The 14125-nt window shown below is 65.1% G+C and carries 12 protein-coding genes; 2 read left to right on the top strand and 10 right to left on the bottom strand.

The annotated features are described in order from the left end of the window. On the bottom strand, positions 1 to 608 hold a 608-nt coding region (locus VIG32_07675), incomplete at its 3' end, for a hypothetical protein (GenBank protein HEY8297884.1). A gap of 77 nt (positions 609 to 685) precedes the next feature. Here VIG32_07675 and VIG32_07670 point away from each other — a divergent pair. Continuing rightward, positions 686 to 931 carry a glutaredoxin gene (locus VIG32_07670; protein HEY8297883.1) on the top strand — a complete coding sequence of 82 codons (246 nt, stop codon included), beginning with the start codon at positions 686 to 688 and terminating at the stop codon, positions 929 to 931. On the opposite strand, the gene VIG32_07665 is transcribed toward VIG32_07670, so the two are convergent. From VIG32_07665 to hemC, 7 genes are all read right to left on the bottom strand, one after another. Beyond that, positions 904 to 1668 carry a DUF92 domain-containing protein gene (locus VIG32_07665; GenBank protein HEY8297882.1) on the bottom strand — a complete coding sequence of 255 codons (765 nt, stop codon included), beginning with the start codon at positions 1666 to 1668 and terminating at the stop codon, positions 904 to 906. The two genes, VIG32_07670 and VIG32_07665, sit on opposite strands and share 28 nt — an antisense overlap. A 23-nt stretch (positions 1669 to 1691) precedes the next feature. After that, positions 1692 to 3215 (bottom strand): uroporphyrinogen-III C-methyltransferase, encoded by a 1524-nt coding sequence (cobA, locus tag VIG32_07660; GenBank protein ID HEY8297881.1) that lies wholly within the window; start codon positions 3213 to 3215, stop codon positions 1692 to 1694. Next, the gene (gene hemA, locus VIG32_07655; GenBank protein HEY8297880.1) at positions 3212 to 4543 is read right to left on the bottom strand and encodes a glutamyl-tRNA reductase; all 1332 of its coding nucleotides are present in this window, start codon (positions 4541 to 4543) and stop codon (positions 3212 to 3214) included. The genes cobA and hemA overlap by 4 nt, the downstream gene beginning before the upstream one ends. A gap of 151 nt (positions 4544 to 4694) precedes the next feature. After that, positions 4695 to 5996, bottom strand: a complete 1302-nt coding sequence (gene hemL / locus VIG32_07650; GenBank protein HEY8297879.1) for a glutamate-1-semialdehyde 2,1-aminomutase — start codon at positions 5994 to 5996, stop codon at positions 4695 to 4697. Positions 5997 to 6006: 10 nt separating this feature from the next. After that, complete coding sequence (locus VIG32_07645) at positions 6007 to 6594, bottom strand: molybdenum cofactor guanylyltransferase (protein ID HEY8297878.1); 588 nt, start codon at positions 6592 to 6594, stop codon at positions 6007 to 6009. After that, the gene (hemB, locus tag VIG32_07640) at positions 6575 to 7576 is read right to left on the bottom strand and encodes a porphobilinogen synthase (protein ID HEY8297877.1); all 1002 of its coding nucleotides are present in this window, start codon (positions 7574 to 7576) and stop codon (positions 6575 to 6577) included. The genes VIG32_07645 and hemB overlap by 20 nt, the downstream gene beginning before the upstream one ends. Beyond that, a complete protein-coding gene (gene hemC, locus VIG32_07635) occupies positions 7573 to 9522 on the bottom strand; it encodes a hydroxymethylbilane synthase (protein ID HEY8297876.1) in 1950 nt (649 codons plus the stop codon). The genes hemB and hemC overlap by 4 nt, the downstream gene beginning before the upstream one ends. Before the next feature lie 64 nt (positions 9523 to 9586). Here hemC and VIG32_07630 point away from each other — a divergent pair, with 64 nt between their 5' ends. After that, a complete protein-coding gene (locus VIG32_07630; GenBank protein HEY8297875.1) occupies positions 9587 to 11251 on the top strand; it encodes a glycosyltransferase family 39 protein in 1665 nt (554 codons plus the stop codon). A 544-nt stretch (positions 11252 to 11795) separates the two neighbouring features. Here VIG32_07630 and VIG32_07625 read toward each other — a convergent pair. Both VIG32_07625 and VIG32_07620 read right to left on the bottom strand, forming a co-directional pair. Further along, the gene (locus tag VIG32_07625) at positions 11796 to 13262 is read right to left on the bottom strand and encodes a cytochrome b N-terminal domain-containing protein (protein HEY8297874.1); all 1467 of its coding nucleotides are present in this window, start codon (positions 13260 to 13262) and stop codon (positions 11796 to 11798) included. A gap of 21 nt (positions 13263 to 13283) precedes the next feature. Beyond that, positions 13284 to 13859, bottom strand: a complete 576-nt coding sequence (locus VIG32_07620) for a Rieske 2Fe-2S domain-containing protein (protein HEY8297873.1) — start codon at positions 13857 to 13859, stop codon at positions 13284 to 13286. Positions 13860 to 14125 lie beyond the last annotated feature (266 nt).

Below are 14125 nucleotides of genomic sequence, written 5' to 3'. Positions count from 1 at the left end.
GTGACCAGCAGCGTTACGTGAACGCTGAAGCGTCGCGCCAGTTGCGTTTTGATCGCCGGATCGAGGACCGGTTCTTTGAGGTCGGCGCCAAATGGCATCACGCCGCCGACGTCGTGCGATCCGCCCTGGCTCGCGACGATCCGGTCGGCCGTCGAGGCCGCCGGGTTCGGCGCCGCGGCCGCGCGTGCGACCGAAGCGACCGGCACCGACGAATTCGCTACTTGTGCGGCGAGCGGTGCGTTGCTCGCTTTTGCCACGAGCGTAGGCGCCGCCGCCCGCTCGCCCTGCGGCCCGTTCTGCGGTACGGGCGTGCGCGTGGCGGTGGGTTTGGGGCGGTTTGCGGTGAGTTCGGCGCGCACGCGAGCGAAGCTCACGCGCGGCGCTCGATTGGCCGTGCGCGGGATGGCGACCGGAAGCGGCCGGCTCTTGCGGGGACGTTCGAGCCGTATGCGCTGCAGTTTCGCAAACGAGATCGTTTCGACCGGCTGCAACCCGCTGGTTCCAAAGCGCGTCTGGGTGGGAAAGAGCCAAGCGAAGAGCACGTGCAGGCACAGCGACGCGACAAACGCGCGCCGCAGCAGCCGATTACGATCCCAGGAGCGTGCCAAAAACGTGTCCTCTCTCTCGTCGAACGTACCTACGACTACCGCTGTGACGGTTCCCACAACACCAGAGGAAGAAGATTTTGCGCGATACCAACATCGTATTGTATCAGGCCGAGTGGTGCCCGTACTGCGCCCGCGTGCGGGCTAAGCTCACAGACCTGTTGCTCGATTACAAGGTCGTGAACGTTCCGCGCGATCACGACGAACGCGCGATCGTCAAGGAGGTCTCGGGTCAGACCGGCATTCCGGTCATGGTCGACGGCGATACGACGCTCGACGACGACGACACGATCCTTCCTTACCTCGAAAAGACGTACGGCAAGTAACTCGCGAGCGACGCCGCGACGACGGCGCCGCAGAGCGTGGCTGCGAAGTTGACGGCGTCGTTGTTCATCCAGGGCACGCCGCGCTCGATCGTCGTGCGCGCTCCGCACACGTGCGGGTCGGTCTCGCAGCGGCGCTCGCAGCGCGGGCAGTACCGCAGCACCTGAACGGACGCGCCCAGGAACGAGTCGGCGAACGCGCCGCACGCGCCGCCGATGGCGACCGGCACGATCGCCGTGATGCCGACGGCGAAGGCAACGAGCGCGACGACGAGTCCGCCGGCGATCTCGGCGAACGTACCCGCGAGCGTGACGCCGCCGGAGAGCCCCGTCGCGATTGGCCGCAACGTGAGAATCGAGCGCGCGCGCTGTTTTGCCAGCGTGCCGATCTCGGTTCCCCACGTATCGGCGGCGGCCGCCGCGAACGCGCCGGCAAATGCGGCGTTTGCGGGTTTTCCGAAGACGAGCGCGGCGAGCGCGCAGAGCGCCGCCACGCCGCCGTTGGCCAGAACCTGCCGGGCATCGCGGGCATCGAGCTTTCCGATGTCGACGAGTTCGCGTTTGCGCGCCTTGCCGATACGCGAGAGCACGATCGACGGCCCAAAGAATGCGAAGAGCACGCCGGCCCCGGCCCATCCAAGACTTCCGAAGACGATCGTGCCGATGGCGAATGCGGCGAGCGCGCCCGAGCGCGTGAGCGCCCGCGCGCGCAGCGCGAGCGATGCAACGATCGCCGCCAAGATCGCGCCGAAGACGATCTGCGCTACGACGGCGCCGATCCGGCGTGCTCCTCGAGCGCGGCGAGCAACCCGTCGGCCGTATAAGCTTCGGCAACGAACGTCACGTCGAAACCGGAGTCGCGTGCGGCCTGCGCGGTAATCGGCCCGATGCACGCCACCGTCTTCCCGCGCGCGGCCCCGCAAGCGGCGGCCGCTCCACCCATGTTTGCGACGAAGCCGTGCACGGTCGACGCGCTGGTAAACGTGAGAATGTCGCACCGCTCGACGGACTCTGCAAACGACGGGTCGTTCGCGTACGTCGTCTTATAGGCGGCGACGACGTCCGGAATGCGGCCCGCCGCGCGCAGCATCTCGGGCAACGCGTCGCGAGCCTCCTGCGCGCGAAAGACGAGCACGCGATTTCCCGGGATCGAAGCCTCGATCAATGCCGTCGCGAGGGCTTCGCCCACGTACTGCGCCGGCGTTAGATCCGCGACGATACCGCGTTCGCGCAACGCGCCGGCGGTCTTCGGACCGATCGCAGCGACCCGGCAACCGCCGACATACCGGGCGTCCGCGCCGCGCGCCGCAAGTCGATCGAAGAACGCTTCGACGCCGTGACGCGAGGTAAAGACGATCCAGTCGTATTCGCGCAAGCGATCGATCGCGTCGTTCGCGGCACGAGGTTCGTCGGGCGGACCGATCGCAATCGTAGGAGCGAGTACGGGCTGCGCACCCAGCGACCACAATCCCTGCGCGAAGTCGTCGTCTCGACCGCGCGGGCGCGTTACGAGCACGCGCTTACCGAAAAGGGGCGACCGATCGAACCAGGCGATCTCTTCGCGCAGCGCGGCAACCTCGCCGATAATGACGATGGCGGGTGCGCCGATCCCCTCGCGCTCGACCGCCTCCGCAACCGTGGCGAGCGTCGCGACCACGGTCTGCTGCGTCGGGCGCGTGCCGTCTTTGATTACCGCCGCGGGACGTTGCGCGGGCAGCCCGTTTTCGAGCAACCGGGCGACGATCTCGCGCAAGTTGCCCATCGCCATAAGCAGCACGAGCGTTTGATGCGGGTCTGCGAGTTTGCCCCAGTCGATCGTCGAAGCGCCTTTGGTTGGATCTTCATGACCGGTTACGACGGTGAACGCCACGTTGTGCTCGCGATGGGTTACCGGAATGCCGGCGTACGCCGGCGCCGCAATTGCCGACGTGATGCCCGGCACGATTTCGAACGGGACGCGCGCCGCGTGCAGCGCTTGCGCCTCTTCGCCGCCGCGTCCGAAGACGAACGGGTCGCCGCCCTTAAGGCGTACGATGCGCTTGCCCTCGCGCGCTTTGCGAACCATCAGCGCTTCGATCTCCGCTTGCGGCAACGCATGATTTCCGCCGCGTTTCCCCACGAAGATGCGCTCGCAGGATTTCGGGACGAGGGCGATCGTGGGATCCGACGCGAGCGCGTCGTAGAGCAGGACCTCGGCATGGCGCAGCGCGTGCGCCGCGCGTAACGTCAGCAGGCCCGGATCGCCCGGGCCCGCGCCGACTAAAAAAACCTTGCCGGGTTCGCTCACTCGTCGATTTCGAGCGCCGAACCCTGCGGTAAAAGCGCCTGCAGATGTTCGGCGACGTTGAGTTCGAAGAGTTCGTCGAGAATGCGCACGTGAGTCAGGGCCTCGGCGTGATTGGTGACGGCTTTGTCGCGGATCTTCGTAACGACGGTGTGCAGCAACCGCGAGATGATCGTCATCGACATGCCGGTGACCAGCATCTTTTCGCGATCGGTCAGATCCGGACAACGCGCGAAGAGCCGTTCGAGCTCCGCCGTGCGAATCGTCTCGGCTTTCTGCGTTAACGATGCGATGACCGGAACGGCGACGCGGGACTGATACCAGTTGCCGAATCGCCCGATGAACTCGTCGATGATCTCCTCGACGTGGGGAATCGCTTCGCGCCGCAGCTCGAGTTTCTCGTCGACGCGTTCTTTGAGTCCGTCGATATCCACGAGCGTGACGCCGGCGATCTCGGCGACGCGCGGATCGGCGTCGCGCGGCACGGCGATATCCACGATGAAGAGCGGGCGATCGGGCCGACGGCCGATCGCGGCGGCGACGTTCTCCGGAGTCAACACGAAATGCGACGCACCGGTCGAGGTGACGACGATATCGGCGGCGGCGAGCGCGTCGGTGAGCCCCGGCATCTCGACGGCGTGACCGAAACCGATCTCGGCGATGACGTCCTGCGCGTGACGCATGGTGCGGTTGGTGACGATGAGGTGCTGCGCGCCTTCGGCCCGCAACCGCTTGACGGCCGTCCGCGCCATCTTTCCCGCACCGATCACCACGACGGCCGTTTCCCGGAGCGAGCCGAGATGCGCCTTCGCTAGTTCCACGGCGGCGGTCGCAATCGACGTGGACTCATCGCCAATGCGCGTCTGCGTCCGTGCCGATTTGCCGGCGTTGAGCGCTTCGCGAAACAATTTGTGCAGCGTCTTACCGAGCGAACGCGCGTGCTGCGCTTGAATGTATGCGTCCTTGACTTGCCCCAGGATCTCCGCTTCACCGATAAGCATCGAATCTAGCCCGGTGCTGACGCGAAAGAGGTGCTCGATCGCCTGGCCGCCGAGCAGCGTGTACATGTACGAATCCAAGTCGTACTCGACGCCGGCGTGGCGGAAGTGCGCGAGAAACGCTTTGAGCTGCGCGACGCCGCTCTCGTAATCTTCGAGCTCCGCGTAGATCTCGAGCCGGCCGCAGGTCTGCAGCATCACGGCCTCACGTACCGCGTCGTACTCGCGCAGCGCGACGAGGGCTTCGCCCATCCGCGCTGCGGGAAACGCGTGACGTTCGCGCACGTCCACGGGAGCGGTGTGATGCGATAAGCCGAGGCAGACTAGCGGCATAAGCCCGTCACTGCGCGGAACGCATGCCCCGGATACCCGAACCCCACGGTCGCGATTCGCCAGTCATGCTCCAATCCTAGGGCGAGTGCGACCCGTTTCACTAGAGGTTTTATCGCAGAGCCTCGCCCGCGCCGCGGGATCCGGGGCTCGATCACGGGATCGCCGCCACGATGCCGGCAACCGCTCGGTCGGCTGCGTGAATGGTTCGCTCGACGTCGCGGGTGGTATGGGCCGTCGAGATAAATCCGGCTTCGAATTGCGAAGGAGCGAGATAGACGCCGCTTTCGAGCATGGCGTGAAAGTACTTCGCGTAGAGTGCCGTATCCGACTCCATCGCGCCGGCCAGATCGCGCACGGGCTTCTCGGTAAAGAACGTGCAGAACATCGAGCCGGCCCGCGTGGTGTAATGCGGGATGTCGTGCTTGGTAAAGATCTCGTGCAAGCCGTCGCAGAGCAGCTTGGTCATAATCTCGAGCGCTTCAAAAATGTGCGTATCGTCGTGCAATTCGCGCAGCGTCGCGATTCCCGCGGCCATCGCAAGCGGGTTGCCCGAGAGCGTTCCGGCTTGGTAGACGGGGCCGTCGGGCGAGAGTTGCGCCATGATCTCCGCTCGTCCGCCGAAGGCGCCGACCGGCAAACCGCCGCCGATTACTTTTCCAAGCGTCGTAAGATCCGGCGCGATGCCCTCGCGCGCTTGCACGCCGCCGATCGCCACGCGAAAGCCGGTCATCACTTCGTCGAAAATAAGCAGCGCGCCGTGCTGCGTGCAGAGATCGCGCAACCTCTGCAGGTAGCCGGGTTCGGGCAGAATGAGGCCCATGTTGCCCGCGTACGGTTCGACGATCACCGCCGCGATTCGGCCCTCGCTCGACGCGAACGCACGCGTCACGGCGTCGGCGTCGTTGTAGGGCAGCACGATCGTATCGCGCGCGACGCCTTCGGTGATGCCGGGCGAATTTGGTACGCCGTTCGTCAGCGCTCCGGAACCCGCCGCGATCAAAAACGAATCGCCATGTCCGTGATAGCAGCCGGCAAACTTCACGATCTTCTCGCGCCGCGTGTAGCCGCGGGCGAGGCGCACGGCGCTCATCGTCGCTTCCGTGCCGCTGGAGGTAAAACGCACGCGTTCGATGGAGGGTACGAGGGCGCAGATCAGTTCGGCGAGTTCGCTCTCGGCTTCGGTCGGTACGCCAAAGGAACTGCCGCGCGCGGCCGCTTGCGTGATGGCGCGAACGACGGCGGGATGCGCGTGTCCGAGGACCAGCGGCCCCCACGAAAGCACGTAGTCGATGTACTCGTGTCCGTCGAGATCGGTCATGTACGCCCCCGCGCCGCTCCTCGCGAACACGGGCGAACCGCCGACGGCCTTAAACGCGCGGACCGGCGAATTGACGCCGCCGGCGATCGTGCGGCGCGCGCGCGCAAAAGCCGAGATCGAGCGTTCGATTTTCACGTACCATTCCTCATCGTGCGTAGAGTTCGCGGCGATCCATCGCCGTGTTGACGTTCGCGAATACGCCTGGGTCGGCGAAGCGAACGGGGGTCGCGCGCAGGTGTTCGACGACGCCGCGCACGCTCCCCGAGCCGCCGGTAAAGATCGGGTAGGCCGCCTGCAGAAATGCGACGCGGTCGTAGAGGGCGCAGAGGGGTTCGGAGTGCCCGCGCTCGCCGTGTACCGGAATCGCGACCTCGGTCTGCGGGTTCCAGGCCCGCGCGAGCGCATCGAAGACTTCCGCGGTAACGCGCGGCAGATCGCCGGCCACCACGAACACGCGCGCCGCGCGTATCGCGCCGAACGCACTGAGGAGTCCGCCGAGCGGTCCGCGTTTGACCCAGCGATCGACGACGATCGGGCAAAGGAGTGCCGCGTCGAGTTCCGGTGCGAACGTGCTCTTGGCCGCGATCGTCACCGGCGCGATTCCGGCGACGTTGCTATAGACGCGCGCCAGCAGCGGCATGCCGCCGGCGTCGCCTTCGAGCTTGCCGGGCAATCGCGTCGCTTCGCCGCCGGCCAGAATGCAAACGGCGAGATCACTCGTTCGCGGGTCCACGGCGCGCCGCGTACTCCTTCGCAAAATAGGTGATGATGATGTCGGCGCCCGCGCGCACGAAACTTACCAGCACTTCGTCTACGGCGCGATCGCCGTCGATCCACCCCTGTGACGCGGCGGCCTTGAGCATCGAATATTCGCCGCTGACGTTGTAGACGGCGATCGGCGTGTCGAATGCATCGCGTGCCGCGCGAACGATATCGAGATAGGGCAATCCGGGCTTGACCATCACGACGTCGGCGCCCTCGGCGATGTCGAGCGCGATCTCGCGCAGCGCTTCGCGCGCGTTGGCCGGGTCCATCTGGTAGCTGCGCCGGTCGCCGAACTGCGGCGTCGAATCGGCCGCCTCGCGAAACGGACCGTAGAACGCGCTCGCGTACTTCGCGCTATAAGCCATGATCGCTACATCGGTAAAACCGGCATCGTCGAGCGCGGCACGAATCGCGCCGACTCGGCCGTCCATCATATCCGACGGCGCTACGACGTCGACGCCGCTGCGCGCGTACGTCAGGGCGGTCTTCACCAACAACGCGACGGTTGCGTCGTTATCGATTTCGCCGCGCGCGTTCACGATGCCGCAGTGGCCGTGATCGGTGTATTCGCAATTGCAGAGATCCGCGATCACCAGGACGTGCGGATAGGCCTCTTTGATGGCGCGCGCCGCCCGCTGCACGACGCCGTTGGGATCGAAGTTGGCGGTCGCGCGCGCGTCTTTGGTTTCCGGAATACCGAAGAGCAGCAGGCTGTGTATGCCGAGGGCGTCGAGCGTGCCGGCCTCTTTGATCACGCTCTCGACGGTGTAACGAAAGATGCCGGGCATCGAAGCGATCTCACCGGCGGCCGCCTCGTTCTCGACGATGAAGAGCGGCTGCACGAGCGATTCGACTCGCACGCCGTGCTCGCGCACGAGTGCGCGCAAAGCCGGCGTGCGCCGGAGGCGACGCGGGCGCAATGGTTGGTCCAAACGCGACGGTTCGTTCACGAGTTGTTCGACTCCAAAAGGTGTCCGCGAACGACGCGCAAGAGCGCTTCGATCGCGGCTTCGGGTGCGACGAGATCGGGTGCGAATCCGGCGGCGAGCGCCGCGGCGGAACTCTCCGGCCCCATGGCGGCTACCGTCGGACGAAGTTGCGACGCGTGAAGCCGGCGCAGGTAGTCCGCCGCGGCCGCGACCGAACCGCTCGATGCGAAAACCAGTATGTCCGGTACGCGCGTTCCAAGCCCCGCGTCGCCTTCCTCGCCGGCGTGCAATTCGAACACGTCCGCACCCTCGGCGCGCAGGGCCGCCGCGATGCGGCTGGGGCGATCGAGGGTGCGGGGCAGGATCACGAGCCGTCCCGCGAGCGGAAGGAGCGGCAGCTGCGGCGCGGCGGCGAGAATCTCCGCCGCGCCGGCATTCTCGAGTTCTTCGGCAAGCGCGGTTCCGAGACGTTCGGCCTGCTCGACGCTCGCTACCGGCGCCGCGCGCTCGGCGCGGACGATGCGCGTTCCGTCGAGCGTCGCAACGATGCCGCACGCGAGCAGCCGGGCACCGTCGAATCGCGCGTGAATACCGATGGGGGCTTGGCAGCCGCCACGCAAACGGCGCAGTGCCGCGCGCTCGCAGCAAACGGCGAGCTCGGCCGTCTCGTCGTTGATCGCCTCGCGCAGGGTCTGCGCGAGCGCGGAGTCACCGGCGCGCGTCTCGACGGCGAGCGCGCCCTGCGCCACCGCCGGAACGACTTGCTCGATCGAAAACGGCACGCTATAGGCTGCCGCCAGGCGCATACGATTGAGGCCGGCCGCCGCCAGCACGATCGCGTCGTAGTCGCCGTCACGCAGTTTGCGCAGTCGCGTATCGATGTTGCCGCGAATGTCCGCGTAAGCGAGATCGTCGCGCAGGGCGGCCAGTTGCGCGCGCCGGCGCTGGCTCGAGGTGCCGACGCGCGCGCCCGCCGGCAGCGTCCAGAAATCGGTAAATCGCTCGCTGCAGAAGACGTCGCGCGGATCTTCGCGCGCCGAAACGGCGGCGATCGCCATATCCTCGGGTAGAACGCTCGGCAGATCCTTACACGAATGCACGGCGTAGTCCGCGCGTCCGTCGCGCAGCGCGAGTTCGAGTTCTTTCACGAAGAGACTCTCCGCGCCGATCGACGCGAGCGAACGATCCTGCACGCGATCGCCGGTCGTGGTGACGTTCAGAATGGTAGTGGCCATGCCGTGGCGCGCGAGCCGCGCCGCGACCGTGCGGGCTTGCGTCATGGCGAGCGCGCTCGCGCGCGAAGCGCAGACGGCCGTGCCGGGGGCCGGAGCGTGAACGTGCCCGCGCAGATGCTCGATCGTCTCCTCGACTTCGTGCTCCGCCTGCGCGGGATTCATCGTCGCTAACCGTTCGATCGGCAACTCCGCGAGCGCGCGCAGCACCTCGCCGCGTTCCCCCGGCGCGAGGACGGCCTTGACATACGTCCGCATGCGTGCCAGCGTTTTGGCCGCGGTGCCGTAGCCTTCGCCGAAACGTTCGCGAAGCTCGCGCGCGAGCCGTTTGGCAAATGCGGGCGAAGCGCCGCCGGTGTCGATCGCGAACGTCAACTCACCGACGCGCACGACGGCCTGCATCGAAAAATCGCCGCGTGCGGGATGGGTGGCATCGCAGACGAGGATGCCGCGCGCGCGCGCATCCGCAACGACCAGCGCGTTCGCGACGTCGTCGCCGGTAGCGGCAACGGCTAGGAACGCGCCCTCGATATCCCCCGAGCGATAGGGCCGATCGGCGATCTCGCCTCCGTGGCTCTCGAGGAGCGTGCGGAGTTCGGGATCGATGCGCGGAGCAACCACGCAGACGTGCGCCCCACCCGCGAGCAGCGAGGTGACTTTGCGAAGCGCGACGGATCCGCCGCCGGCGACGAGCGCGCGGCGACCGTTAGTATGAAGGGTGATGGGAAATGCCATAGGCCGTTCGCATGACTTCGCTGCTCGCATGCCCAAAACTGCTCCGCGTGGAACGAGCCTCGTAATGCGCAATCCCGCCCGTGCGGCGTTCATCGGAGCGGCTATCGCCGCGCTCATTACTCTGCCGGGTCTTGGCGCCGGTACGCTCTGGGACAATAGCGAGACCGCCTACGGCGAGGTGGCGCGCGAGATTCTCCTCTTTCACGACTGGATCGTGATGCATCTCAACGGGGCGCCGTGGTTCATCCAGCCGCCCCTCTACTTCTGGATCGCCGCCGCATTCGCGAAACTTTTCGGTGTAGGAAGCTTTGCGCTGCGGCTGCCCTCGGCGGTCGCGACGATTGCGATGGGGGCCATGACCGGCTACGCCGTCACCCGCCAGACCTCGTGGCGGACCGGCGTTTATGCGGCGGTCGTCCTCTCGACGTGTCTGATGCAGGCGATCGTAGGGCGCCTCGCCATCATGGACGCGATGCTGGACCTCGCCGTCGCCCTCTCGGTCTTTTGGTGGTTTCGCGCTTTACAGACCGGGCGCGATCGCTACTTTCTGCTGGGGTGCGCGGCGGCGGCATTCGGCTTTCTCACGAAGGGTCCGGTTGCGCCGGTCCTGGCCGGACTCGTGATTTTCGCGTACTTCGTGTGGAATCGGCGGCACGCCCGTACGCTCTTGCCGTCCTGGCGCGGATGGCTCGGCGGCATCGGTCTTTTCGTTTTGATCGTCGCGCCATGGTTGATCGCGCTCGTCGCTCGCACGGGCGGCCACTCGGTCGTGGAACTCATCGGTCACTACACCGTTGGGCGATACACGGGCACCATCGAGAATCAGGCGGGACCCGTTTGGTACTACCTACCCGTGCTGATTCTCGGGTTCTTTCCATGGATCGCGTTCTTTCCGTCGGCGATTGCGTACGGAATCGATCGGCTCGCGCGTCCGGCCGAAAACGACGACGAGCGCAATACCCAGCAAATGCTGCGGCTGGCGTTTACGTGGATCGTCGTGCCGCTGCTCTTTTTTAGCTTTGCAAAGACGAAGCTTCCGAACTATATCGCGCTCGAGTTCCCCGCGCTCGCGCTGCTGGTCGGCTTTTACTTTGAGAATGCCGTGCGCAAAGGACGAAGCCGTTCCTTGCTGATCTCCGCGGCCGCGGTTCCGGTAACGATCGCCATGCTCGCGATCGCGATCGTCTGGTTTTCGCACGACAATCGTTTAACGAGCGACTTGCAGAGCGTTGCGGTGGATCTGTTCTTCGTGGGCGCCGCGATCTTCGTGGGTTCGCTCGCAACCTTCGCGCTGCTCGTACGGAACTCCACGATGGCCTACGCGCCTTACGTGCTCGGCAGCGCCACGACCCTGGCGGTACTGTTTCTCGCGTTGCTTGCGCTGCCGAACGCCGAACGTTTCAAGCCCGTGCCGGCGCTCGCGCGCGTGATTGACGCGCGGCGCCAACCCGGCGACGCCGTCGCAATTCAAAACATTGCCGGCGGCAACGCGCTCGTCTTTTACACGCGCCCGCGCGTCTACGTACTCGCATCGCCCGACGCGCGGAGCGGCGATCAAGGGTTGCGCCCTCGCAGCGTCATCTGCTCGTCAAAGCGCGCGTGGGTGATCGCGCCGAAACGCCGCCCGGCCGTCGATCCGCGATACGGACGCCATCGCAGCGTCGTCGCCGAATCGGGCAAAGCCGACCTCTTCCTCTACGACGGCCCACCCTGCTCCGCAGCCAACTAAGAAGACCGCGCGTGGGATTTGCCATGGCGGTCGCGTCGAACCACCGTCTGACAGGCTCGCGTCCTTCGACAGGCTCAGGATGACAAATGCGGGATGTTGGCGGGATTTGTTATGGCGAGCTTGTCGAACGATTGTCATGGCGAGCGTGTCCATTTGTCATGGTGAGCTTGTCGAACCACGTCTGACAGGCTCGCGTCCTTCGACAGGCTCAGGATGACAAATGCGGGATGTTGGCGGGATTTGTTATGGTGAGCTCATCGAACGATTGTCGTGGCGAGCGTGTCCATTTGTCATGGTGAGCTTGTCGAACCACGTCTGACAGGCTCGCGTCCTTCGACAGGCTCAGGATGACAAAGGCGGGATGTTGGCGGGATTTGTTATGGTGAGCTCATCGAACGATTGTCGTGGCGAGCGTGTCCATTTGTCATGGTGAGCTTGTCGAACCATGTCTGACAGGCTCGCGTCCTTCGACAGGCTCAGGATGACAAAGGCAAAAAAAAGAGCGGCGCGTCATGCGCCGCTCTTTTTCGGTTGAGGGTCTGGGCTATTTCTTGAGTGCGGCGACCTGGGAGAGTTTTACTTCGCTCGCTTTGTTGTTGCCGAGACCCGTGCGAATGTAGTTGATGACGTTGGCGATATCTTTGTTGGAAAGGTTCGCCTTCCACGCGGGCATCTGGCCGTTGAAACTCTGGCCGTTGACCGTGATCGCGCCTTGTTTGCCGTTGAGTACGGTCAGGATGACCGCCTTGGCATCGCCCGTTACGTACGGGTTGTTCGCGAGCGGCGGAAAGGCGCCGGCAGTACCGGCACCGGTCGCACCGTGGCAGCTCGAGCAATTCTGCGAATAGACCGTCTGCCCGGCCTGCGCCGAGGCCGTGGTGGTCGTGGCGGGCTGGCCGTTCGAAGCGGCGGCCGGCGGAGCCGGAGCGGCCGCTACCGGCGGTGCCGTCTGCGGACTTGCGGCTTCCTTGGCGAGAATCGAGGACTGGCTCCAGAACGTGAGGCCGAGAATAATGGCCATCGAGACCGTGAGCGTCCACAAGATCGGTTTGCGCGAGCCCATAACTCGCGTCGTGCTCCGATCGATCCACGGGAGCAAGAACAGAATCAGCGTCGCAACGCCTGGGATAACCAGCGCGCCGACGACCTCGTAGTCGCCGGGAACGAGGTTGAGCAATCCGAAGAGATCTAAGAAATACCAGGCGGGGTAGGGCACGAAGGTCGCCAGGTTGGCGGGGTCGGCCTTTTGATCCAGGAACGGCGGCGAAACGAACGCCAGGAACACGATGATCGCAAAAACGATGAACGACGCAACGAAGTCCATGAACATCTGGTCGGGCCAGAAGCGTCCCGGACGCAGCGGGCGGGGATCCTCCACCGCCGGGCCGGCGGGGCCGTTGTAGCGGAAAATTGCGAGGTGCGCGCCGACGAGCGCCACGAGAATCGCCGGCATCAGCCAGACGTGCAGACCGAAGAACCGGTTGATCGTGAGCGTGCCCATCGTCGTGCCGTCTTGGGTGAACTGCTGGATGAACGTTCCGATCACGGGTGCGGTCAGCGTGAGGTTGATGGCGACCTGCGAGGCCGCGTATGCGTTGGAGTCCCACGGCAGCAAATAGCCGGTGAGTCCGAGCACCATCGTGACGAGCAACAGCAGTACGCCGACGATCCATTGGACCTCGCGCGGCGATTTATAGGCGCCCCAGATCACGACTTGCAGTAAGTGCAGGAAGACCAGCGCGATCATTGCCGACGCGCCCCAATAGTGAATCGAAAGCACGAAGTGCTGGAACGGATGATCGTAGATCGACTTGGTCGACTCCCACGCCGTCAACGCGGACGGAGCGTAGAAGAACGTGAGGAAAATGCCGGTGACGATTTGGACGATCATCGCGAAGATCGTCGCGCTGCCGAAGACGTACCAGTAACTCGCGCCGCCCGGAATATCCTCGGTCAGAAAATCCTTGGCCATGGTGACGAAGCCGGTGCGCCGGTCGATCCAGTTAAGCATCTCTTGAGAGTCCCTTTTCCGTTAGCTAAGGTACGAAACGACGATGCGGCTCGGAATCGTCGGGGCGTAGCGGATCCAGGTTACTTCGGCCTGGCCGCTCTGTTCGCGCATCGGCAAGGGATCCAGGCCGCGCTCCGCCGGGCCCGCGACGTGCTTGCCTTCGTTCGAGAACTGCGAACCATGGCACGGACACGCGAATTTGTTCGCCGTCGCATCGTAGGCATAGCGGCAGCCCAGATGCGGACAGATCGGGCTGAAGAGCACGAAGCCCATGTTCACGGCCTTGTACGGCAGCGTGGCTTTTCCGCCGGGCCCGAACAGGTCGGGGCGAGCTTTTACGAATTTGTTGTAATCCGTTTTGATGCCCCACACGGATTCCGGGATCTGCTGCTCGGGCAGATACGCATCTTTGCTCTTGAGCGTGAAGTCGATCTTCACGGCTTTGTCGGTCGCGCTTTGCAGATCTTTGAATCCCTGCGCGTCGAGCGTCGCCCAGCTCCCCGTGCCGGCGCCGACGTCGGGAATGAGCGAACCGACGATCGGAATCGCAAGACCCAATCCGATGAGGGCGCCCCCGAACAGCGTAAAATTCGCCATGAACGTACGGCGGGTGATCTCTTCAGGTGTGCCGGGATCGTCGTAGGCACTAACAATCCGGCGGCCGCCCTCAGATGAGGCGGCGTTCGCATGACTCGACAAAGCTCTTGTTCTCCGGAGACGTCTAGGAAGTTTGAACCTTCTCCGGCGATTCTACGTCCGCCCGCTATCCTGGCGCGTCTACATACATCGGAGGCGGCCCTCGTGCGGCTGCCGGATCCTGAGTCCCGATCCGGCCTGCGCCCCGCCGGCGGCGGGTTCACGCA

The organism is Candidatus Baltobacteraceae bacterium, assembly GCA_036559195.1.
Lineage (GTDB): Bacteria > Vulcanimicrobiota > Vulcanimicrobiia > Vulcanimicrobiales > Vulcanimicrobiaceae > JALYTZ01.
This window is presented reverse-complemented; position numbering and strand designations above follow the sequence as displayed.

Coding starts and splice junctions, on each gene's coding strand:
- hemA (HEY8297880.1), bottom strand. CDS start 4,543: ATGCCGCTAGTCTGCCTCGGCTTATCGCATCACACCGCTCCCGTGGAC.
- hemC (HEY8297876.1), bottom strand. CDS start 9,522: ATGGCATTTCCCATCACCCTTCATACTAACGGTCGCCGCGCGCTCGTC.
- VIG32_07630 (HEY8297875.1), top strand. CDS start 9,587: ATGCGCAATCCCGCCCGTGCGGCGTTCATCGGAGCGGCTATCGCCGCG.
- VIG32_07625 (HEY8297874.1), bottom strand. CDS start 13,262: ATGCTTAACTGGATCGACCGGCGCACCGGCTTCGTCACCATGGCCAAG.
- VIG32_07620 (HEY8297873.1), bottom strand. CDS start 13,859: ATGGCGAATTTTACGCTGTTCGGGGGCGCCCTCATCGGATTGGGTCTT.